The organism is Mycobacterium branderi (genome assembly GCF_010728725.1).
In the GTDB taxonomy this organism is placed as follows: domain Bacteria; phylum Actinomycetota; class Actinomycetes; order Mycobacteriales; family Mycobacteriaceae; genus Mycobacterium; species Mycobacterium branderi.
In genome coordinates, this window is the sequence record NZ_AP022606.1 from 286,784 (window position 1) to 306,680 (window position 19,897).

Here is a 19,897-nt window from a genome sequence, read left to right on the forward strand (position 1 = left end):
GTCAGCCCCAGTTGCGGATATTCGTTTGTATTGCGCCGTGGTAATTCTCATGCGCGCCGACGGCGATACGACGCAGATCGGCCAACGCCTGGCGCATCTCCTGCGCACCTTCGGACCATCGCTGCTGCGCGGCGGCCTGAGCTTGTCCGCCGGCGCCGTCCCATGCCACGCCCAGCGACCGCTCCGCCGCTGTCACGTGAGCCAGCTTGTCTTCCATATGCTGCTCGAACTCCGACATCTGGTCTGCCGCCGCCAACAACGCCGCCGGATCGACCCGAAACGCACTCACGGCTACACCCCCGCCCCGTCGATGCCGGCGGCCCCGGCCTGATCAGTCTGCGCATACCGCGACGCAGCATCGGCCAACAAGGCCGACATCGTCGTCAGTCCCTGTAGCACTTTTGACGCGCCCTCATGCCATTCACGCCACACCGCTCCATACGACGACGACGCCTCGCCGGTCCAGGAACCACCCAGCAATTTGCCGACTTCGTCGTCAATGGACCCCAGACCCGCACGCAACTCCTGCGCCACCGCACCGAACTCTGCAGAGGCGTGAGTCAGCTGCTCCGGGGTCACCCGCAATTCGGACATCGCACCTCCCCTGAACGAACGACCATAAAACGCTACCCCACCCGCAAGACCCCGAGTGATACTAATTTTCGCATGTCAGCGCGATCTAGGTCACGGGATCGGGCTGCTCTATTAGGCGTGAAGTATCGCATTTGGAATAGCCCCGCGAGCGCCGCCGATGCGCCGCAGACGATCATCGCCTAGGGCGTTCGGCCTGCACATCGCCAGCCAGCGCGGTGGGATCAATGTCCAAGTCGGGCAACGCTCCCAACAGAGCAGGATTGTCTGCACGACGGGAAGCCTCCGCAAGTTCCTGGACTGCTATGGCGGACACCGACGTGTTGGCACGGGCGCCCAGCCGCTCTAACCGCTCGATGACGTCGTCGGGCACATTTCTGAGATATAAGTTTTTCATCCCGCCATCCGCCTCGACTCTAACCCGGCAACACCGGCACAGCGCCGCCGACCATGAACGGCGCGACGCCCAACCAGCCCTGCGGGCCTTCGGCGCCGGAGCCCGACAGCTGCAACACCCCACGCGGATCGGCGACGTAAACCGTCGACGGGTTGGCTGCGATCGTCGACACCGGAAGCTGCAAATTGCCGCTCGGCGCATCGGAATTCACCCCGTCGAGGTTCACATACGACACCGGATGCTGGGCGTCGGTGCGGCTCACCGCCAAGTCGTCGCCGGTGCGCCAGGACAACGACACTACCGATGAGCCCAGCCCGAAGCCCAGTCGCCGCGGGAAGGTCAGCGCGAACTGGCCGGCCTGCGTCTGCTCGATGCTGGCGAGAATCACCTGCCCCTCGATGACCATCGCGGCCCGCGTCCCGTCGCGAGACAGCTGCAGCTCGGTGATCGCGCCCGGGAAACGGCTCGACACCGCAGCCGAATCCACCGGCATGCGCGCAGGCTGCCCCGACGCCGTCTCCTGAATCGCGCGCAGCACGTTGTTGCCGTCGGCCACTACCCACACCGCGTCGTCCAGCGACCAGCTGGGCCGCGAAAGGCTGTGTCCGTCAGCGGCTTGCACGGCCTCGCCGCCCAGATCGCCGATCCACAACGACGCCTCCGCGTCGGGCGCGCCCGGCCGCAGCGTCACCACGGACGCCGCCCGGTGCCCGTTGCGCGACAGTGCCGCCGCGCTCTGGTTCGTCGGGCGGCCGAACGCGCCCGCGACCGGAGCCGAACGCTGCCCGTCCAGCGACACCATCGCCCCGCCGACCAGCGCGTGCACACCTGCCGCCGCGCCCTCGTCCACCCCCGGGTCGGTGGCGGCGACATCGGAGGCCTTCCACCCGTCGGCGAACCGGTCGTCCAGCGCAGCGCCGTCGGCGTTGATCACATAAGGGCCCTTGATGTCTGCCCGGGCCAGCGTCCAAATGATCTGCGCCGCAAGCAGTTGCCGACTGTGCGGGTCGGTGACCGTCGGCGCCTCCAACTCGATCCGAGCCCCGCCGTAGCCGCGACCCACACCGGTTTTACCGCCGTCGGCGCGAGTCACCGGACCGCGCAACCGCACCGGCGGGCCGAGCATGTTGTGCACGGCTTTCCCGATCTCCGGACGCGGTCCGGCGATCAGCTTGGAAACCAGCTCGGTGGCCAACTGATCCGGATCGGACACCGCGACGTAGCGCGGATCGGGAACCAGGGTCTTGCCGGTGGGGTCGGCGAAGTACAGCGTGTTGCGCTTATAGGTTGCCTGGAATTGCTGCCAGTCCAAGAACACTCCGTTGGGCAGGCGGTCGATGCGCCAGCCGCCGGGCGTCTTGACCAACTCGATCGGGCCTGGGTCGGGCAGCACGCCCTCGGCGGTCTCGAACACCCCCATATCCGACAGCGAACCCAGGATGTCGGCCCTCATCGACACCGAAACCCGGTCGGTGCCACGGGTTTCCACGAATACCACGTGGTCGATCAGCAACGCGCTGCCGGCGTCGTCCCAGCCGTTGGATGCCTTTTGCGTCAGGAACTGGCGGGCGGCCAGGTGCCGGTTGGCGGGATCCGCTGTGGCCTTGAGGAATTCGCGCAGCAGCAGATCGGGGTCCATCCCCGGTGTCGGTTTGGGCAGGTTCGACGGCGCAGGACGCTCGACGGTGCCGATGGCCTGCGGCGCCGATGAGCTGGGCACGCCGGCGCAGCCCCCCAAGACGGCCACGGCGAACAGCAGCGCGGCCAGCCGCCGCATCACGCGCCCCTCTCCGCGTGCTCGCGCTGGCGGACCTGACGCTCGTTGCGGTCGCGGTCAACGGGTTTCATCGGCAGCGGGCTGGTGGTGACCTTGTGTCCGCGCACAAGCGGAAGCGTCAGCCGGAAGCATGCGCCCTTGCCGGGTTCGCCCCACGCCTCCAGCCTGCCCTGGTGAAGCCGCGCATCCTCGACGCTGATCGCCAAACCCAGTCCGGTGCCGCCGGATCGGCGCACCCGTGACGGGTCCGAGCGCCAGAACCGGCTGAACACCAGCTTCTCCTCGCCGGGCCGCAGCCCAACTCCGTAGTCGCGCACCGTGACTGCGACGGTGTCCTCGTCCGCGGCCATCCGGATCCGCACCGGCTTGCGCTCGGCGTGGTCGATGGCGTTGGCGATCAGGTTGCGCAGGATGCGCTCGACGCGACGGGAGTCGACCTCGGCGATCACCTCCTCGGGCGGCATGTCGACGATCAGCTTGACGCCGGCGTCCTCGGCCAGATGCCCGACGTTGCCCAGCGCGCTGTTCACTGTCGAACGCAAATCGACTGCCTCGACGGACAATTCGGCCACACCGGCGTCGTGGCGGGAGATCTCCAGCAGATCGTTGAGCAGCGTCTCGAACCGGTCGAGCTCGTTGACCATCAATTCGGTGGAGCGCCGCAGCGCGGGATCGAGGTCCTCACTGTGGTCATAGATCAAGTCGGCCGCCATGCGCACGGTGGTCAGCGGTGTGCGCAACTCGTGGCTGACGTCGGAAGTGAACCGGCGCTGCAGGTTACCGAACTCCTCCAGTTGCGCGATCTGCCGCGACAGGCTTTCGGCCATGTCGTTGAACGACACCGCCAGCCGGGCCATGTCGTCCTCGCCGCGCACCGGCATCCGCTCGGACAGGTGGCCTTCGGCGAATCGCTCGGCGGTTCGCGCGGCCGCCCGCACCGGCACCACCACCTGCCGGGAGACCAGCAGCGCAATGCCGGCCAGCAGCACCAGCAGCACCACGCCGCCGGTGGTCATGGTGCCGCGCACCAGCGCGATGGTGCTTTGCTCGTTGGCCAACGGGAAAACCAGGTACAACTCCAGGTTGGTCACCCGCGACGACGCCGGGCTGCCGATCACCAATGCCGGGCCGGAGAAGCCCTCGGTGTGTACGGTCGCGTACTGGTAGGCCACCTGCCCGGCCTTGACGAATTCGCGCAGCGCCGTCGGCAGCTGGTCGACAGGCCCGGCGGCGGCCGCGGGCCGAGGACCGTAGCCCGGCACCACCAGCACCGCGTCGAACGCCCCGGCCGTCCCGGCGCCCGACGTCGGGTCGGTCTTCGACGTCAACGTGTTGCGGGCCAGCTGCAGGCTGGAGTCCAGCGAGCGCGCCTCCTCGCCGCTGACGATGCCGCTGACCGTGGTGCGGGCCCGCTCGATCTGTTCGATGGCCGCACGGACCTTCACGTCGAGCACCCGGTTGGTGACCTGGCTGGTCAGCACGAAGCCGAGCGCCAAGATGACGGCGAGGGACATTCCGAGAGTCAGTGCCACCACCCGCAGTTGCAGCGAACGGCGCCAGGCGACGGCTATGGCTCGACTCAACGCACTCATGCCCCGCATCAGTGGGCCAGACAGGCCCCAACGACCGCGAATGCGTCGCCGCGAGCCCCAGATCACGGGGGTCCGGCCTTGTATCCCACTCCTCGAACGGTCAGGACAACGGTCGGGTTCTCCGGGTCTTTTTCGACCTTGGCCCGCAGACGCTGGACATGCACGTTCACCAAGCGGGTGTCCGCTGGGTGACGGTATCCCCACACCTGTTCGAGCAGCACATCACGAGTAAACACCTGGCGGGGTTTGCGTGCCAGCGCCACCAGCAGGTCGAATTCCAGCGGTGTCAGCGAGATCTGCTCGCCGTTGCGAGTGACCTTGTGGGCCGGGACGTCGATGTCGACGTCGGCGATGGACAGCATCTCGGCCGGCTCGTCGTCGTTGCGGCGCAGCCGTGCCCGCACCCGGGCCACCAGCTCCTTGGGTTTGAATGGCTTCATGATGTAGTCGTCGGCACCCGACTCCAGGCCCAGCACCACGTCGACCGTGTCGGTCTTGGCGGTGAGCATGACGATCGGCACGCCGGAGTCCGCGCGCAGCACCCGGCACACGTCGATGCCGTTCATCCCGGGCAGCATCAGGTCCAGCAGCACCAGGTCGGGGCGCAGCTCGCGCACTGCGGTGAGCGCCTGGGTGCCGTCACCGATGACCGCGGTGTCGAAACCTTCGCCGCGCAGCACGATGGTGAGCATCTCGGCCAGCGAAGCGTCGTCGTCGACGACGAGAATCCTTTGCCTCATGGTGTCCATGGTGTCACCAGTTCGCGACAAAACTCAGTTCCCACACCCGTGTTTCTTCCAGTTCAGCCGGGCAGCAAGCTCCGCGGGGTCGACGTCGGCGTCCACCACCAGCCAGCGCCCGCCCCACCCGGCGGCGGCCAGGCCGGCGTACACGGCGCCGGTTCGCTGCTGCAAATCGTCGTCGCGCTCATAGGCATCGCGGGCGCGACCGGCTTCCTGATCAGCCCGCTGCCGCGCGCGCTGGCCGGCCAGTTCGGCCGAAACATCAAGCAGCACTTGATAATCCGGCCTAGGCAGGCCCAACCGCCGGTATTCCATCTCATACACCCAGCCCGCCACTTCCCCGTCGGCGCCCTGGTGGAGCCGGGCCGCGCTGTAGGCGGCGTTGGATGCCACGTAGCGATCCAGGATGACGACGTCGTGGTCGCGGCACAGCTCGCGGATGTGCTCGACGGCGCCGGCGCGATCCAGCGCGAACAGCATCGCCATCGCATAGACCGACGACGCGAGGTCGCCATGCTGCCCGTGCAGCGCCTCGTGCGCGACGTCCGCGGCCACCGACTGCCCATAGCGCGGGAACGCGCACGCGGCCACCGATTTGCCGGCCGCCTCGAATGCTGCCCGCAGGCCGTTCGACAGCGTCCGTTTGCCGGCGCCGTCGACGCCTTCAATCGCGATCAGCACGGCGCGAGCCTATCCCCCCGAGCGCCGGTCGGCCGTTAGCCCGTCAGCCGCCCCATTTGGCGGCTTCGGCTTGGTCGCGGGCCAGCATCGAGACGGTGTTGGTCTCGTGGGTGCCGGCCATCGCGTGATAGGCCCGCACCAGATCGGCCATCGCCTGATTCCACTGCGCCTGCCACGCCTGATACGTCATCCCGGTATCGCCCTGCCAGGCCGCCGACAACGCGGCCTGCTCGGACGCGATATCGGCCCCCAGGCCCTGCATCGTGGCCGCATAGGAGGCCATGTCCCCGGCATGCGCCAGCATCGCCGGGTAGTTGTACATAATCTGCGACACCTGCATTAACCCCTTCCCTTAGAACCCGGTGTAGGTGGACGCCGCGGCGGCATCGGCGGCCACATAGGTGCCCGCCGCATCACCCAAATTGGCCTGCGCGATATCCAGCAGCGCGTTCACCTTCGCCGCCACCTCCACAAACCGGGCATGGGCAGCCTGAAACGCCGCCGCCGATTCTCCGACATGAAACGCCTGCGCCGAGACCGCTTCCTGCTCGGCCTGACCGATCGTCGAGCGCATCAACCCCGCCTTAGCCGCAAACGCCGACTGCGACGCCACCAACTGCGGAATATGAGCATCCAACAAACTCATCACTTACTTCCTTTCCTCATCAACCACCCAACTACCCGGCACCATGGGAACCCTTGGGCCACCACCGAACTCATCACCACCCAACCTCGCCAACCCCCGCTCCACAGCATCACCACGCACCGTCCCGGCAAAACCCAACGGCCCCGCCCCCTGCTCGGAGGCCACCGTCGGCTCGTAGTCCATGTATTCGTAGCGGTGGCCACGATCCATCGCCGCCGACCGGCGCCGCCGGGCCCGCGCCTGCTCGCGAGCCGACCCGGCTGCCGGCGCCGCAGCATCGACGTCCTCCGACGACGATTCCTTGGTCCCCCGACGCGCGCGACTGCTGGCGCTGCTTTGCGCGGGCAACCCCGCCGCGTTCACCGCGTAAAAGCCTTCGGTCATTCCCGTGGTCGGACCGAAGCCGACTTCCGGGCCACCACCGGCCGGTCCCCCACCGCTCGGCATGGCCGAACTGGGCGTCGCAGTGCTCGACGTCGTCGGGGCGTTGCTCACGCTTGATTCCACACCGGTCGCCGTTGAGAACGCCGGCGCGGATCCCATTGGCGTCGGGATGGCCGCGGCCGCCGGCATGTCCGCTGCCGGAGGGACCGCGACGCCGGCGACGCCTGTGACTCCGGCCAGCCCCGCCAATCCCGCCAGCCCGGCGGCAGCGGCGCCGGCGACCGCCGGAAAAGCGGCCATCATCAAAGCCGGGGCCGTCTGCGCAAGGGCAAGAACGAGCATCAAATTATGGAAGACGAACCACGCGAGTGCCGAGGCGAGGGCTGGTGAGATTCCGGGGATTTGTGAAAAGAACGGCAAAATTGAATTGACGAATCCCATCGGGTCGATGGGATAGCCATTGGGAAAGAACAGCTTAGCCAGGGGATCGGCGAAGCCCATGTTGTAGTTGGTTATCAGCTGCGCAAGCTGGTCCTGCCACGACGAACCACTGGTCGCCGCCTGCTGGGTAGCCGAGGCGTCCGCGCTGTTGAGCTGCGAACCGGATTGCGAGGCGGGGGCCATGGCGGCCGATTGCGTTGTGGCAGCGGTGGCTTCACCGCCCGGCGCGACGATCTGCGGCGCCGGCACCGTCGGGGGGACGGCGGCCAGAGCCGATCCGGCAACGGCCTGATAGGTGCTCATCGTGGTGGCCGCCTGAACCCACATCCGCACGTAGTCGGCTTCGTTGAGCGCAATCGGGATGGTATTGATCCCGAAGAAGTTGGTCGCGACCAACGCCGCGTGCACAGCGTGATTCGCCGCGAGCTCGCCCAGCGTGGGCATCGCGGCCAGCGCGGTGGTGTAGGCACCGGCGGCGGTCTGGTGCATGGTCGCCGCGACCGTGCTCTTCTCGGCACTGTCCAGCAGCCAGCTCAGGTACGGGCCGTGCGCCGCCACATACTTTTCCGCGGTCGGGCCTTCCCACGCCGCCTGGGCCCCGGCCAGCACTGTGGTGAGTTCGTCTGCGGCCGAAGCGTATTCGGCGCTCAACGACGACCACGCCCCGCCTGCTGCCAACAGTGACCCCGGCCCCGGGCCGCTGCTCAGCAGCGTCGAGTGCACCTCCGGCGGGAAGGCCATCCAGATGGGCGCCGTCATAGGCCGCCGGCAACCGCGTACGACGACGCGGCGGCCGCGTCACCGGTGACGTAGCTGGCGGCGGCCTGGCCGACACCGGCACCGGACCGGCTCAGCTCCTCCACGCCCTGCGCGGCCGCGACGCCATGCTCGTTGCCGGACGCGCTGAAACCCACAGCCGTCTGCAGCGACACCGGATCGACGGCGGGCGGCAGCACCGCCGAAATCAGCGGCGCCGCACCGGCCTCCGCAGCGGCAAGCCGCGCTGTCAACGCTTCCACCGCAGCGCTGGCCGCGGTCAGGCCCTCGGGAACAACTCGCAGGGACACAGATACCTCTTCCGGTTGATCGTGCGTACCTACAAGTGGTCGGGCCGCGACGCGAATTAGTTCCCGGGGTTGTCGCGCGGCGACCCGCCCTTTGTGCGGGGCCCGGGAATGCGCGACGATACAGCGATGCGGTGTGAGGTTGCGCGCGAAGCGCTGTCGGCGAGGTTGGATGGTGAGGCTGCGCACGTGCCGGCCCAGCGGGTTGACGCCCATCTGGGTTCGTGTCACGAGTGCCGCGCCTGGCTGATCGGAGTGGCGGTGCAGACCCGCCGGCTGTCCTCGGTCGAGGCGCGCCGGGCACCGAACTTGGTCGAACAGATCATGGCGAGCGCCGGTGTGGCGGGGCAGCCGCCGTATCGCCGCTGGCTGCGGGATCTGGCGTCGGACTACCGGCGGTGCGGGCTGATTGTCGTGGGGGTGGTTCAGGTTGCGTTGGCGTTGGCTCAAATCGCCGGAATCGACTTCGGCCTGGTGTCCCACCACGCGCATGGCGCTGCGACGGGGGCACACCTGCTGCACGAGTCCACGGCGTGGTTCCTGGCGTTGGGCGTGGCGATGATTGCCGCCGGCATCTGGACCGCGGCGGCAGTCGGTGTCGCGGCGATCGCCGGCGCGTTCGCGGTGGCGCTGCTGGGCTACGTGGCCGTCGACGCCTGCACCGGACAGGTCACCGCGGCGCGCATCGCCAGCCACGTACCGATGCTGATCGGCTTGGTGTTCGCGTTGCTGGTGGCCCGCGAACGGGTCGGGTCGGCCAAGCCGGAGGCCGACGACGGCGTCGAAGCAACCGAGTTGGTGCTGACCCCACGCGCGCCGGCTGCTCGGCGCCGCGCCCATCTGTGGCCCGTCAACCGCTCCGCCGCCTGACCGTGCGATCTACGACAGTGCGTCGTACTAAGGTGGGTGGTCATGACCGCGCGTAGCGACGACGAGGCCCTTACCGCGCTCGCCCTCGCCGCTGCACGTGGAAACGCCGGGGCGCTCGAGACATTCATCAAAGCCACCCAACAGGACGTGTGGCGGTTTGTCGCCTACCTGTCCGACGGATCCCACGCCGACGATCTGACCCAGGAGACGTTTCTGCGGGCCATCGGCGCCATCCGGCGATTCTCCGGACGCTCCAGCGCCCGGACCTGGCTGCTGTCCATCGCGCGCCGCGTCGTCGCCGACCACGTGCGCCACGCCCAGGCCCGGCCGCGGACCGCGCACGGCGCCGATCCCGAGCAGCTGCTCAACCGCGACCGGCCCACCCGCGGATTCGAAGACGTCGTGGAAGTCACGACGATGATCGCCAACCTCACCGCCGACCAGCGCGAGGCGCTGCTGCTCACCCAGCTACTGGGTTTGTCGTACGCCGACGCCGCCGCGGTGTGCGGGTGTCCGGTGGGCACCATCCGGTCCCGCGTCGCCCGCGCCCGCGGCGCGCTGCTGGCCGGACTCGACGTCGACGAGGCGACCGGCTAGCAGTTCAGTAGCGGTAGTGGTCCGGCTTGTAAGGACCCTCGACGTCGACGCCGATGTACTCGGCCTGGTCCTTGGTCAGCTTGGTCAGCTGACCGCCCAGCGCCTCGACGTGGATGCGGGCCACCTTCTCGTCGAGGTGCTTGGGCAGCCGGTAGACCTCGTTGTCGTACTCGTCGTTCTTGGTCCACAACTCGATCTGGGCGATCACCTGGTTGGAGAAGCTGTTGCTCATCACGAACGACGGGTGGCCGGTGGCGTTGCCGAGGTTGAGCAGCCGGCCCTCGGATAACACGATGATCGACTTGCCGGTGTCGGGGAACGTCCACTGGTCGACCTGCGGCTTGATGTTCAGCTTGGTGGCGCCCGAGCGCTCCAGCGCCGCCATCTGGATCTCGTTGTCGAAGTGGCCGATGTTGCCGAGGATCGCCTGGTCCTTCATCGCCTTCATGTGCTCGAGCGTGATGATGTCCTTGTTGCCGGTCGCGGTGACGACGATGTCGGCTTCGGCGATGGCCTCCTCGACGGTCTTGACGTCGTAGCCCTCCATCAGCGCCTGCAGCGCGTTGATCGGGTCGATCTCGGTGACAGTCACCCGGGCGCCCTGGCCGGCCAACGATTCCGCGCAGCCCTTGCCGACGTCGCCGTAACCACACACCAGCGCCTTCTTGCCGCCGATCAGCACGTCGGTGCCGCGGTTGATGCCGTCGATCAGCGAGTGCCGGCAGCCGTATTTGTTGTCGAACTTGGACTTGGTCACCGAGTCGTTGACGTTGATCGCCGGGAACGCCAGATCACCGGCGGCGGCGAATTGGTAGAGCCGCAGCACACCGGTCGTCGTCTCCTCGGTGACGCCCTTGACCGACTCGGCGATCTTGGTCCACTTGGTCTTGTCGGACTCGAAGCCCTCGCGCAGCCGGTTCAGGAAGATCTTCCACTCGGCGGAGTCGTCCTCCTCGGCGGGCGGCACCACACCGGCCTTCTCATACTGCATGCCCCGCAACACCATCATCGTGGCGTCGCCGCCGTCGTCGAGGATCATGTTGGCCGGCTCGCCCGGCCAGGTCAGCGCCTGCTCGGCCGCCCACCAGTACTCCTCGAGCGTCTCGCCCTTCCACGCGAACACCGAGGTGCCCTTGGGCTCCTCGGGTGTGCCGTGCGGTCCGACGACCACCGCGGCAGCGGCGTGGTCCTGGGTGGAGAAGATGTTGCAGCTCGCCCATCGAACTTCGGCACCGAGGCTTGTCAAAGTCTCGATCAGCACCGCGGTCTGCACGGTCATGTGCAGCGACCCGGAAATGCGGGCGCCCTTCAGCGGCTGCACCTCCGCGTATTCGCGGCGCAGCGACATCAGGCCCGGCATCTCGTGCTCGGCCAGCCGGATCTCCTTGCGACCGAAGTCCGCCAACGACAGGTCGGCGACCTTGTATTCGATGCCGTTGCGCACGTCGGTGCTCAGCGCGTTCTCGGTGGTCGTCATCTCGGGCGCACTCCTCATCGGTCAACTAGTTAGCTTGCATACACATTAGTCCCCGATGCGGCGGGCGTGCGATGCCGGGTCAGGGGGCTCGGCTGATTACCCGCCTCCTCCTCGGCCGCACGCGGCCGCATCGTCACCGGGTGTCGATCACACCGTAGCGTTCGACGGCGGGCGTCATCAGCCGCGCAAGATCGGCGGCGACGTCGTGGTCGGCCTCGGGCGGCATCGACACGTAGCTCATCGCCAGCCGCACGATCGCGCGCGCGATGATGCCTGCGTCGTCGTCGCTGGCCTTGACCCAGCTGTGCTGGAACGTGTTGGTCAACCGCTCCGAGCAGTGAGTGATGATCGGCCCGCTGTCGGTGGTGATCAGCTGCAGCAGGTCGGGCTTGGCGACCCCGGTGAGCAGCGAGATCACCAGCGGGTCGGCGGCCGACTCGGTGAAGAACATCCGGAAGCCCTGCAGGAAGGCGGCGTAGACGTCGCCGACGTTGGAGTAGATGGCGTCGTCGACGGCGTCCACCAGCCGATCGGCCAGCCGCAGCGCGTAGCCCTGCGCCAGGCCTTGCCGGGAGCCGAATTCGTTGTAGATGGTCTGCCGGCTGATGCCCGCGGCGCGAGCGACGTCGGCCAGCGTGATCGCCGACCAGTCACGGCTCAGCAGCAGCTCGCGCGTGGCGTCGAGTACCGAATCGCGCAGTAGGACCCGCGAAGCCTCGGCATACGGGACCCGTTTCACATGCGCGAGAGTACTGGTCACGAACGCGCGACTTCTACCATCTCGAAGTCGGACTTTGCCGCGCCGCAGTCCGGGCAGCTCCAGTCGTCGGGGATGTCGTCCCAGCGGGTGCCGGGCGCGATGCCGTCTTCCGGCCAGCCCTTGGCCTCGTCGTACTCGAAGCCACACTGGACACAGACGAACAGCTTGTAGTCCGTCATTGGGTTACTCCTATAGGTTCGAAGTCGATCTTCTCGCGGACCCCGCAGTCCGGGCAGCACCAGTCGTCGGGGATCTGCTCCCAGCTTGTGCCGGCCGGAAAGCCTTCCCGCGCATTGCCTTTGGACTCGTCGTAGACGTAGTCGCAGACCGGGCAGCGGTACGACGACATCACGCCACCGCCCCGTAGCGGGCCAGCACCCGGTCGCGGACGCGCGGGTGGATGTTGGCTCGTGTGATGTCGCCGTCGTAGTGGGCCAGCACGCGGTGATCCATCAGCCTGCGCCACAGCGGCGGCAGGTAGGTCAGCCCAATCAACGACGCGTAGCCGCTGGGCAGGTTCGGTGCGCCGTCCATGCTGCGCAGCGTCTGGTAGCGCCGGGTCGGGTTGGCGTGGTGGTCGCTGTGCCGCTGCAGGTGGTACAGGAACAGGTTGGTGACCAGGTGGTCGGAGTTCCAGCTGTGCTGCGGCGTGCAGCGCTCGTAGCGGCCGTTGGCGGTCTTCTGCCGCAGCAGGCCGTAGTGCTCGAGATAGTTCACCGACTCCAGCAGCGAGAAGCCGTAGACGGCCTGGATGATCACGAACGGGATCAGCGCCGGGCCGAACACCGCGATCAGCACCGCCCAGAACACCACCGACATCGCCCAGGCGTTGAGCACGTCGTTGGAGGGGTGCCACGGGCTCTTGTTGAGCCGGCGCAACCGCTGGGCTTCGAGGTTCCACGCCGAGCGCAGGCTACCAATGACGCTGCGCGGGAAGAACTCCCAGAACGTTTCACCGAACCGCGCCGACGCCGGGTCCTCCGGGGTGGCCACCCGCACGTGATGCCCGCGGTTGTGCTCGATGTAGAAGTGGCCGTAGCAGGTCTGCGCCAGCGTGATCTTCGACAGCCACCGTTCCAGCGTTTCCTTCTTGTGGCCCATCTCATGCGCGGTGTTGATGCCGATGCCGCCCATCGCGCCGATCGAGAGCGCCAGCCCGATCTTGGCCGGCCAGCCCAGCGGCCCGTCGTAGCCGAGCCAGCTCAGGTCCGACGCAATGAACAGGTAGGCACCCAGGACGACGCTGATGTATTGGAACGGGATGTAGATGTAGGTGCAGTAGCGGTAGTACTTGTCGTTCTCGAGGCGCTCCATCACCTCGTCGGGCGGGTTTTGCCCGTCGGGCCCGTAGCGCAGGTCCAGCAGCGGTAACAGCACGTAGACCAGGAACGGACCGATCCAGAACAGCGCCTGCGACGCGGTGTGCCAGCCTGCCTGATTCATCGCCCACACGATCGGCAGCATCAGCAGCACCGCCGTCGGGGCGATCAAGCCGAGGAGCCACAGATGGCGCTTCTTGTCTCGCCACACCGCGGTGTCGGGGCTCGTCGTGGTGGTCATGTAGCAACCTCCGTTGTGAGTCACAGCACGTTGGAGTTGACAATATCGACGTTTGCGTCTCGTGTCTAGACATATGATGGCAATTTGTAAAGAAGGTCAGGAAGCAACCTGGACGACAGGCTGCTCGTCGGCCCGCCCCGCCAACACCGAGTGGCGGCGGCCATAGCCGTAGTAGATGGCGATGCCGACGACCATCCACACGCCGAACCGGATCCAGGTCACCCCGGTCAGGTTGAGCATCAGCCACAGGCACGCACACACCGACGCGATCGGCAGCAGCGGCACCCACGGCGCGCGAAAGCCCCGCGGCAGGTCCGGGCGGGTGCGGCGCAGGATGATCACGCCGGCGGACACCAGGACGAACGCGAACAGCGTTCCGACGTTGACCATCTCTTCCAGCTTGGCCATCGGGAACACCGACGCCGCCAGCGCCACCAACACCGCGACCAGCACGGTGATCCGCACAGGCGTGCCGCGCGAGCTGGTCTGCGCCAGCAGGCGAGGCAACAGCCCGTCGCGCGACATCGCGAACAGCACCCGGCACTGGCCGAGCATCAGCACCATCACCACCGTGGTCAGCCCGGCCAGCGCGCCGATCGAGATGACGCCGGACGCCCAATGCACCCCGTTCGCCGCGAACGCGGTGGCCAGGTTCGCGTGCTTGCCGCCGGGGCGGTCCCGAAGCGCGGTGTAGGGCACCATCCCCGACAGCACGACCGACACTGCGACGTAGAGCACGGTGACGATGCCCAGGGTGGCAAGGATTCCGCGCGGCACGTCGCGTTGGGGATGCTTGGTTTCCTCGGCCATGGTGGCGACGATGTCAAACCCGATGAACGCGAAGAACACGATCGACGCCCCGGCCAGCACGCCGAACCAGCCGTAGTGGCTGGTGTGCGCCCCCGTCATCAGCGACAGCACCGACTGGTCGACGCCGGTTCCTGCGTGGTCGGCCTCCGGCGCCGGGATGAACGGCGAGTAGTTGTCGGCCTTGACGTAGAAGGCGCCGACGAGCACCACCAGCGCCACCACCGACACCTTGATCGCGGTAACCACCGCAGAAAAATGCGCCGACAACCTGGTGCCCAGCGCCAGCAGCGTCGCTACCAGCGCCACAATCAGCAATGCACCCCAGTCGAGCTGGAAGGACTCGAAAGTGATTGTGCCCCTGGTGATTCCGAACATTGTGTCGAGGTAGCTGGACCACCCCTTGGCCACCACCGCCGCGCCGATGGCCAACTCGAGCACCAGGTTCCACCCGATCACCCACGCCAGGAACTCCCCGAACGTGGCGTAGGAAAAGGTGTAGGCACTGCCCGCCACCGGCAGCGTCGAGGCGAACTCCGCGTAGCACACCGCGGCCAGCCCGCAGGTGATCGCCGCGATCAGAAACGAGATCCAGATGGCCGGGCCGGTGATGTTGCCGGCGGTCGAGGCCGTAACCGTGAAGATCCCGGCGCCGATCACCACCGACACACCGAACACGGTCAGGTGCCACCAGCTGAGGTTCTTGTGCAGCCGGCTGTCCGGTTCGTCGGTGTCGGCAATCGACTGCTCGACGGATTTGATGCGCCAACGATCGGCCATGTCCCGGGACAGTACCGACTACCGGGCCGATACGCGCGCCGGCGCGGGGCTAGCGGATCAGCGTGCGATCCAGGTCGGGCTCGAGGTAGATCACCCGGGCGGCCGGCACCGCCGCGCGGATGTTGGCCTCGGCGGCGTCGATGGTGGCCGCCACAGTGGCCAGCTCGACCTGTGGGCCCACCGCGATCTTGGCGCCCACCAGCATCTCGTCGGGGCCCAGATACTGCGTGCGCAAATGGATCAGGCGATCGACATGTTCGGTGTTCTCCAGCGCCGCCCGGATGGCGTCGACTTCCGCGGTGGTGGCGCTCTCCCCGATCAGCAGGCTGTGCATCTCGACCATCAGGATGGTCGCGATCGCGCCGAGCAGCAGACCGATGGCGATAGTGCCGACGCCGTCCCAGACCGGGTTGGCGGTGACCGTCGTCAAGCCGACGCCGACGAGCGCGAACACCAATCCGATCAGCGCGCCGGTGTCCTCCAGCAGCACCACCGGCAGCTCGGGATTGCGGGAGTTGCGGATGAACCGCCACCAGCTGCCGCTACCCTTCAGCGGCCGAGACTCAACCACCGCCGTGCGAAAACTGAACGCCTCCAACGTGATTGCCACCACCAGGATCGCCAGTGCCACGACCGGAGACGTCAGCTCGGCGGGGTGGACGATCTTGTGGTAGCCCTCGTAGAGGGCGAACACCGCGCCGAGAGTGAACAACACCAGCGCCACCACGAACGACCAGAAGTAGCGGCTGCGGCCGTAGCCGAACGGGTGCAGCGCGTCGGCCTGTCTGCGCGCCGCGCGCTGACCGAACAGCAACAGCGCCTGGTTGGAGGTGTCGGCCACCGAGTGCACCGCCTCGGCGAGCATCGACGAACTCCCGGTGACCACAAAGCCGACGAACTTGGCGGCGGCAATGCCGGCGTTGGCGGCCAGCGCGGCCAGGATCGCGCGAGTACTGCTGCTGGTGCTCACAGGCCGACGGTGGCCCGGAACAACTTCGTCGGCTGATGCGCCACCAGCCGGATCGGCCCGTCGTCGGCGGCCACCCAGGCCGCAGCGCCGCGCTCGAGGGTCAGCGTCCCGGATTTTCCGTGCACGGTGGTGGCACCCTCGGTACAGAGCAGGATCTGCGGCCCATCATGCCGCGACGGCGCGTCCACCTCGTGGCCGACCTGCTCCCCGTCGATCCTCAGCACGCACACCGCGAACTCGTCAGTCGGGGTGTCGTAGACCAGCCCCAGACCGTCGCGGTGTGTCGGCGGGCGCAACTGGTCCTCGGTGGTGGGGGTGAAGTCCAGCACGCGCAGCAGCTCCGGCACGTCGACGTGCTTGGGCGTCAGGCCGCCGCGTAACACGTTGTCGGAGTTGGCCATAACCTCCAGCGCGACGCCGCGCAAGTAGGTGTGCAGGTTGCCGGCGGCCAGGAAGATCGCCTCACCGGGGGCCAGGCTGATGCGGTTGAGCAACAACGCCGCCAGCACACCGGCGTCGCCGGGATAGCGCTCACCCAGCTCCAGCACCGTCCTGGCTTCGGCCGCGAATTCCGTTGCGCCGCAAGTGATGTAGTTAATCGCGCCGTCGATGACGGCGGGGACCAGCACGTCGATGTCGGGCTGCGGGGCGGTGATCCAGGTAGTGAACAGCGCGCGCAGCCCGTCGGCGTCGGACTGGTCGTTGAGCAGATGGATGAACGGATCCAGGTCGGAGACAGCCAGCGCGCGCAGCAGCTCGACGGTGCGGGCCGCCGGGCGGAATCCGGCCAGCGCCTCGAACGGCTGCAGCGCCACCAGCAGTTCGGGTTTGTGACTCTTGTCGCGGTAGTTGCGCACCGGCGAGTTGACAGGGATGCCCAGCCGCTCCTCGCGCAGGTAACCCTCGGCGGCCTGCGCGGCGCTGGGATGCGCCTGCAGCGACAACGGCTCGTCGGCGGCAAGCACTTTCACCAGGAACGGCAGCCTGTCACCGAATCGGGAACGAGTCGCCGAACCGAGCTGGCCGTCCGGGTCGGCGAGCAGCGCGTCCAGCAACGACGTTTCGCCACCGGCGGTCTCCAACAACGCCGGATCGGCCGGATGCGCGCCGAACCAGAGTTCGGCTTCGGGGTGAGCGGCCGGGACCGGTCGCCCGGTGAATTCGGCGATGGCCGTACGCGATCCCCAGGCGTACGTCCGTATCGCTCCGCGTAGCAGTTCCACGTCTGTTGTCTATCCCCGCACCAGCCGCAAATAAACGGCGGCCATCTCCAGTCGAACGGCCAATATTGCCAGTTGCTGCTCGGCCCGCTGCGCACCGACCTGGCCGGCGGCGCCGACGGACACATCGGGCACGTCCTCGGCGCCGACGATGTCGACGTCGTCGAGCGGCGCGACCCTGGCGGCGACGACAGTCCGGTCGGCGGCCAGGGTCAGCGCCAGCACCCGCAGCCGCTCCGGCAGCGGGCCGTCGATCGCCTCGTCGTGAAACAGCGCATCCGCCGCATCGCCGAACGACGGCGTGGCGCGCAGCGCCACCAGCGCGTCGGCAAGGCCGGTGGCCGCCACCACCTGATGGCCGAGCCGCAGCAGCGCCGACGAGCCGTGCCGGGCCAGCGCCAGCGTCGCGGCGCAGTCGCCGGCCAGCACGACGCTGCGCCCCGTCATCCGTTGGGCCAGCGCCTTGGCCGGATTGGTGAACACTTCACGTCCGGCGCTGTTGCGCAATGCCTCGGCGTCCAGCTCGTCGGCCAGCACACCGAGATCCGTCCGCAGTTTGGGGTCGACGCTTTCCAGCGCGGCCAGCCCGGCGGCCAGGTAGCGGGTTAGGGCGAACTCGTCGGGCACGCGCATCCGCGGCTCCAGCACCGCGACCCGCCCGGCCGTGCTGTCGCGCAACGGTCCTTCGTAGGGTGCCGCGACGACCACCCGAGCGCCGCGGCGGACCCCGGTGGCGGCGGCGCCAACCAGCGCCGGATCGCCCGGGTCGTCGCCGGCGACGATCAGCACGTCGAGCGCGCCGATCCACGGCGGCGCCTCGGCGGCGACCACGATCGGCGCGGCAGCTGTGCCGCCGAGCGTCGCGGCCAGCATGGTGCCGGCGGTTTCGGCGGCGCCGCGGCCGCTCACCCAGATCAGCGTGCGGGGGGTGTCCCCGCCGACGGGGTCAAGGGCGCCCTCGTCGGACGCGGCGGCGGTGGCCCGCACCTGCGCGCCGGCCATCGACGCGGCCCGCAGCATCCCGTCGCGGTCGGCGGCGATCAGGGCGTCGGTGTCGTCGAGGTCGATGGTGGCGTGGATGGCGTTCACGTGACTGCCTGTGTCAGCCCGGCTGTTTCGGCTCGAATTGTTGCACTGATCTGCTGGACCACCGCGTCGACGTCCTCGGTGCAGCGTCCTTCCACGTTGAGCCGAAGCAGCGGCTCGGTGTTGGAGCTGCGCAGGTTGAACCAGCTTCCGTCGCCGAGGTCGACGGTCACTCCGTCCAGATGGTCGATGGAGTGAATGCGGCTGCCGAACGACTTCAGCACCGCTTCGGTGGCCGAGGCGGCGTCGGCGACGGTGAAGTTGATCTCGCCGGAGGATTCGTAGCGCTGGTAGTCGGCGGTGAGCTCGGACAGCGGCCGGTCTTGCTCGCCGAGCGCGGCCAGCACGTACAGCGCGGCCAGCATCCCGGAGTCGGCGCCCCAGAAGTCGCGGAAGTAGTAGTGCGCGGAGTGCTCGCCGCCGAAGATCGCCCCGGTGTCGGCCATCAACGCCTTGATGTAGGAGTGCCCGACGCGAGAGCGCACCGGTGTGCCGCCGCGTTCGACCACCAGTTCCGGCACCGCGCGGGAGGTGATCAGGTTGTGGATCACGGTCGCGCCGATCTCCCGTTGCAGTTCCCGGGCGGCCACCAGCGCGGTCACCGTCGACGGCGACACGGGCCGGCCGCGCTCGTCGACCACGAAGCAGCGATCGGCATCGCCGTCGAAAGCCAGCCCGATATCCGCGCCGCTCTGCTGCACGTAGGCCTGCAGGTCTTTGAGGTTCGCCGGGTCCAGCGGGTTGGCCTCGTGGTTGGGAAACGAGCCGTCGAGCTCGAAGTACAACGGCAGCAGCGTGATCGACTCGATCGCACCGAGCACCGCCGGCGCGGTGTGGCCGGCCATTCCGTTGCCGGCGTCGACGGCCACTTTGAGCGGACGCAGCGACGACAGGTCCACCAGCGAGCGCAGGAATTGGCCGTAGTCGGCGAGCACATCCTGGTCGGCGATGCTGCCCGTCGGCCCGTCGTAGCCCGGCACGCCGGCGATCAAGTCGTCGCGGATGGTGCTCAACCCGGAGTCGGCGCCGACGGGCTTGGCGCCCGCCCGGCACAGCTTGATGCCGTTGTAGGCGGCCGGGTTGTGGCTGGCGGTGAACATCGCGCCCGGGCAGTCGAGCAGCCCGGATGCGAAGTAGAGCTGGTCGGTGGATGCCAGGCCGATCCGGATCACGTCGAGCCCCTGCCCGGTGACCCCGGACGCGAAGGCTGCGGCCAACGCCGGCGAACTGTCCCGCATGTCGTGGCCGAGGACTACCCGCCCGGCGCCCTCGTCACGCATCAGCCTTGCGAACGCGGCGCCGACGTCGGCGGCAAACGTCTCGTCGATCTCGTCGCCGACGACGCCTCGCACGTCATAAGCCTTGATCACACGGTTGACAGCCGCGGCGGGCCGAGACATGACAAAGCTCCTGACTATCGGGACTGTTGGTGGTCAGCCTAATGGTTTTGAGGG

The 19,897-nt window shown here is 68.0% G+C and carries 23 protein-coding genes; 2 read left to right on the plus strand and 21 right to left on the minus strand.

The window, feature by feature from the left end; all coding sequences use genetic code 11:
* Nucleotide 1 precedes the first annotated feature (1 nt).
* The 11 genes from G6N47_RS01655 to G6N47_RS01705 form a co-directional block, all read right to left on the minus strand.
* Complete coding sequence (locus tag G6N47_RS01655; RefSeq protein WP_083129915.1) at nucleotides 2–289, minus strand: WXG100 family type VII secretion target; 288 nt, start codon at nucleotides 287–289, stop codon at nucleotides 2–4.
* A gap of 2 nt (nucleotides 290–291) precedes the next feature.
* The gene (locus G6N47_RS01660) at nucleotides 292–594 is read right to left on the minus strand and encodes a WXG100 family type VII secretion target (RefSeq protein ID WP_083129916.1); all 303 of its coding nucleotides are present in this window, start codon (nucleotides 592–594) and stop codon (nucleotides 292–294) included.
* A gap of 172 nt (nucleotides 595–766) precedes the next feature.
* Nucleotides 767–988 carry an antitoxin gene (locus G6N47_RS01665; protein WP_083129917.1) on the minus strand — a complete coding sequence of 74 codons (222 nt, stop codon included), beginning with the start codon at nucleotides 986–988 and terminating at the stop codon, nucleotides 767–769.
* A 19-nt stretch (nucleotides 989–1,007) separates the two neighbouring features.
* Complete coding sequence (gene lpqB, locus G6N47_RS01670) at nucleotides 1,008–2,765, minus strand: MtrAB system accessory lipoprotein LpqB (protein WP_083130470.1); 1,758 nt, start codon at nucleotides 2,763–2,765, stop codon at nucleotides 1,008–1,010.
* Entirely contained in the window at nucleotides 2,765–4,423 is a 1,659-nt protein-coding gene (gene mtrB, locus G6N47_RS01675; RefSeq protein WP_083129918.1) for an MtrAB system histidine kinase MtrB, read from the minus strand. The genes lpqB and mtrB overlap by 1 nt, the downstream gene beginning before the upstream one ends.
* Nucleotides 4,420–5,106, minus strand: coding sequence for a two-component system response regulator MtrA (gene mtrA / locus G6N47_RS01680; protein ID WP_015354856.1), 687 nt, complete (start codon nucleotides 5,104–5,106; stop codon nucleotides 4,420–4,422). Before mtrA ends, mtrB begins: the two co-directional genes overlap by 4 nt.
* A 24-nt stretch (nucleotides 5,107–5,130) precedes the next feature.
* Nucleotides 5,131–5,781, minus strand: coding sequence for a dTMP kinase (locus tag G6N47_RS01685; protein WP_083129919.1), 651 nt, complete (start codon nucleotides 5,779–5,781; stop codon nucleotides 5,131–5,133).
* A gap of 43 nt (nucleotides 5,782–5,824) precedes the next feature.
* The gene (locus tag G6N47_RS01690) at nucleotides 5,825–6,115 is read right to left on the minus strand and encodes a WXG100 family type VII secretion target (RefSeq protein ID WP_083130471.1); all 291 of its coding nucleotides are present in this window, start codon (nucleotides 6,113–6,115) and stop codon (nucleotides 5,825–5,827) included.
* A gap of 18 nt (nucleotides 6,116–6,133) precedes the next feature.
* Nucleotides 6,134–6,427, minus strand: coding sequence for a type VII secretion system protein EsxG (gene esxG / locus G6N47_RS01695; RefSeq protein ID WP_083130472.1), 294 nt, complete (start codon nucleotides 6,425–6,427; stop codon nucleotides 6,134–6,136).
* A 3-nt stretch (nucleotides 6,428–6,430) separates the two neighbouring features.
* Nucleotides 6,431–8,011, minus strand: a complete 1,581-nt coding sequence (locus G6N47_RS01700; RefSeq protein ID WP_083129920.1) for a PPE family protein — start codon at nucleotides 8,009–8,011, stop codon at nucleotides 6,431–6,433.
* A complete protein-coding gene (locus G6N47_RS01705; RefSeq protein WP_083129921.1) occupies nucleotides 8,008–8,319 on the minus strand; it encodes a PE family protein in 312 nt (103 codons plus the stop codon). Before G6N47_RS01705 ends, G6N47_RS01700 begins: the two co-directional genes overlap by 4 nt.
* Nucleotides 8,320–8,445: 126 nt before the next feature.
* Between G6N47_RS01705 and G6N47_RS01710 the strand changes: the two genes are divergently transcribed.
* Together G6N47_RS01710 and sigC are read left to right on the plus strand one after the other, a co-directional pair.
* Nucleotides 8,446–9,186 (plus strand): DUF2275 domain-containing protein, encoded by a 741-nt coding sequence (locus G6N47_RS01710; RefSeq protein ID WP_163659520.1) that lies wholly within the window; start codon nucleotides 8,446–8,448, stop codon nucleotides 9,184–9,186.
* A 42-nt stretch (nucleotides 9,187–9,228) separates the two neighbouring features.
* On the plus strand, nucleotides 9,229–9,783 hold the full coding sequence (gene sigC / locus G6N47_RS01715) for an RNA polymerase sigma factor SigC (RefSeq protein ID WP_083129923.1): 555 nt from the start codon (nucleotides 9,229–9,231) through the stop codon (nucleotides 9,781–9,783).
* 4 nt (nucleotides 9,784–9,787) lie between these two features.
* Here sigC and ahcY read toward each other — a convergent pair whose 3' ends face one another.
* The 10 genes from ahcY to G6N47_RS01765 form a co-directional block, all read right to left on the minus strand.
* A complete protein-coding gene (ahcY, locus tag G6N47_RS01720; protein WP_083129924.1) occupies nucleotides 9,788–11,260 on the minus strand; it encodes an adenosylhomocysteinase in 1,473 nt (490 codons plus the stop codon).
* A 133-nt stretch (nucleotides 11,261–11,393) separates the two neighbouring features.
* Complete coding sequence (gene alkX, locus G6N47_RS01725; protein WP_163659522.1) at nucleotides 11,394–12,020, minus strand: TetR family transcriptional regulator AlkX; 627 nt, start codon at nucleotides 12,018–12,020, stop codon at nucleotides 11,394–11,396.
* A complete protein-coding gene (locus G6N47_RS01730; RefSeq protein ID WP_083129926.1) occupies nucleotides 12,017–12,199 on the minus strand; it encodes a rubredoxin in 183 nt (60 codons plus the stop codon). The genes alkX and G6N47_RS01730 overlap by 4 nt, the downstream gene beginning before the upstream one ends.
* Entirely contained in the window at nucleotides 12,196–12,369 is a 174-nt protein-coding gene (locus G6N47_RS01735; protein ID WP_083129927.1) for a rubredoxin, read from the minus strand. The genes G6N47_RS01730 and G6N47_RS01735 overlap by 4 nt, the downstream gene beginning before the upstream one ends.
* Nucleotides 12,369–13,580, minus strand: a complete 1,212-nt coding sequence (locus G6N47_RS01740) for an alkane 1-monooxygenase (protein WP_083129928.1) — start codon at nucleotides 13,578–13,580, stop codon at nucleotides 12,369–12,371. The genes G6N47_RS01735 and G6N47_RS01740 overlap by 1 nt, the downstream gene beginning before the upstream one ends.
* A 96-nt stretch (nucleotides 13,581–13,676) precedes the next feature.
* Complete coding sequence (locus G6N47_RS01745; protein WP_083129929.1) at nucleotides 13,677–15,167, minus strand: amino acid permease; 1,491 nt, start codon at nucleotides 15,165–15,167, stop codon at nucleotides 13,677–13,679.
* Between the two features lie 49 nt (nucleotides 15,168–15,216).
* A complete protein-coding gene (locus G6N47_RS01750; protein WP_083129930.1) occupies nucleotides 15,217–16,137 on the minus strand; it encodes a cation diffusion facilitator family transporter in 921 nt (306 codons plus the stop codon).
* On the minus strand, nucleotides 16,134–17,360 hold the full coding sequence (manA, locus tag G6N47_RS01755; protein WP_083129931.1) for a mannose-6-phosphate isomerase, class I: 1,227 nt from the start codon (nucleotides 17,358–17,360) through the stop codon (nucleotides 16,134–16,136). The genes G6N47_RS01750 and manA overlap by 4 nt, the downstream gene beginning before the upstream one ends.
* Nucleotides 17,361–17,369: 9 nt before the next feature.
* On the minus strand, nucleotides 17,370–18,377 hold the full coding sequence (locus tag G6N47_RS01760; protein ID WP_276036689.1) for a TobH protein: 1,008 nt from the start codon (nucleotides 18,375–18,377) through the stop codon (nucleotides 17,370–17,372).
* Nucleotides 18,378–18,442: 65 nt separating this feature from the next.
* Nucleotides 18,443–19,843 carry a phosphomannomutase/phosphoglucomutase gene (locus G6N47_RS01765; RefSeq protein WP_083129932.1) on the minus strand — a complete coding sequence of 467 codons (1,401 nt, stop codon included), beginning with the start codon at nucleotides 19,841–19,843 and terminating at the stop codon, nucleotides 18,443–18,445.
* Between the last annotated feature and the right edge of the window lie 54 nt (nucleotides 19,844–19,897).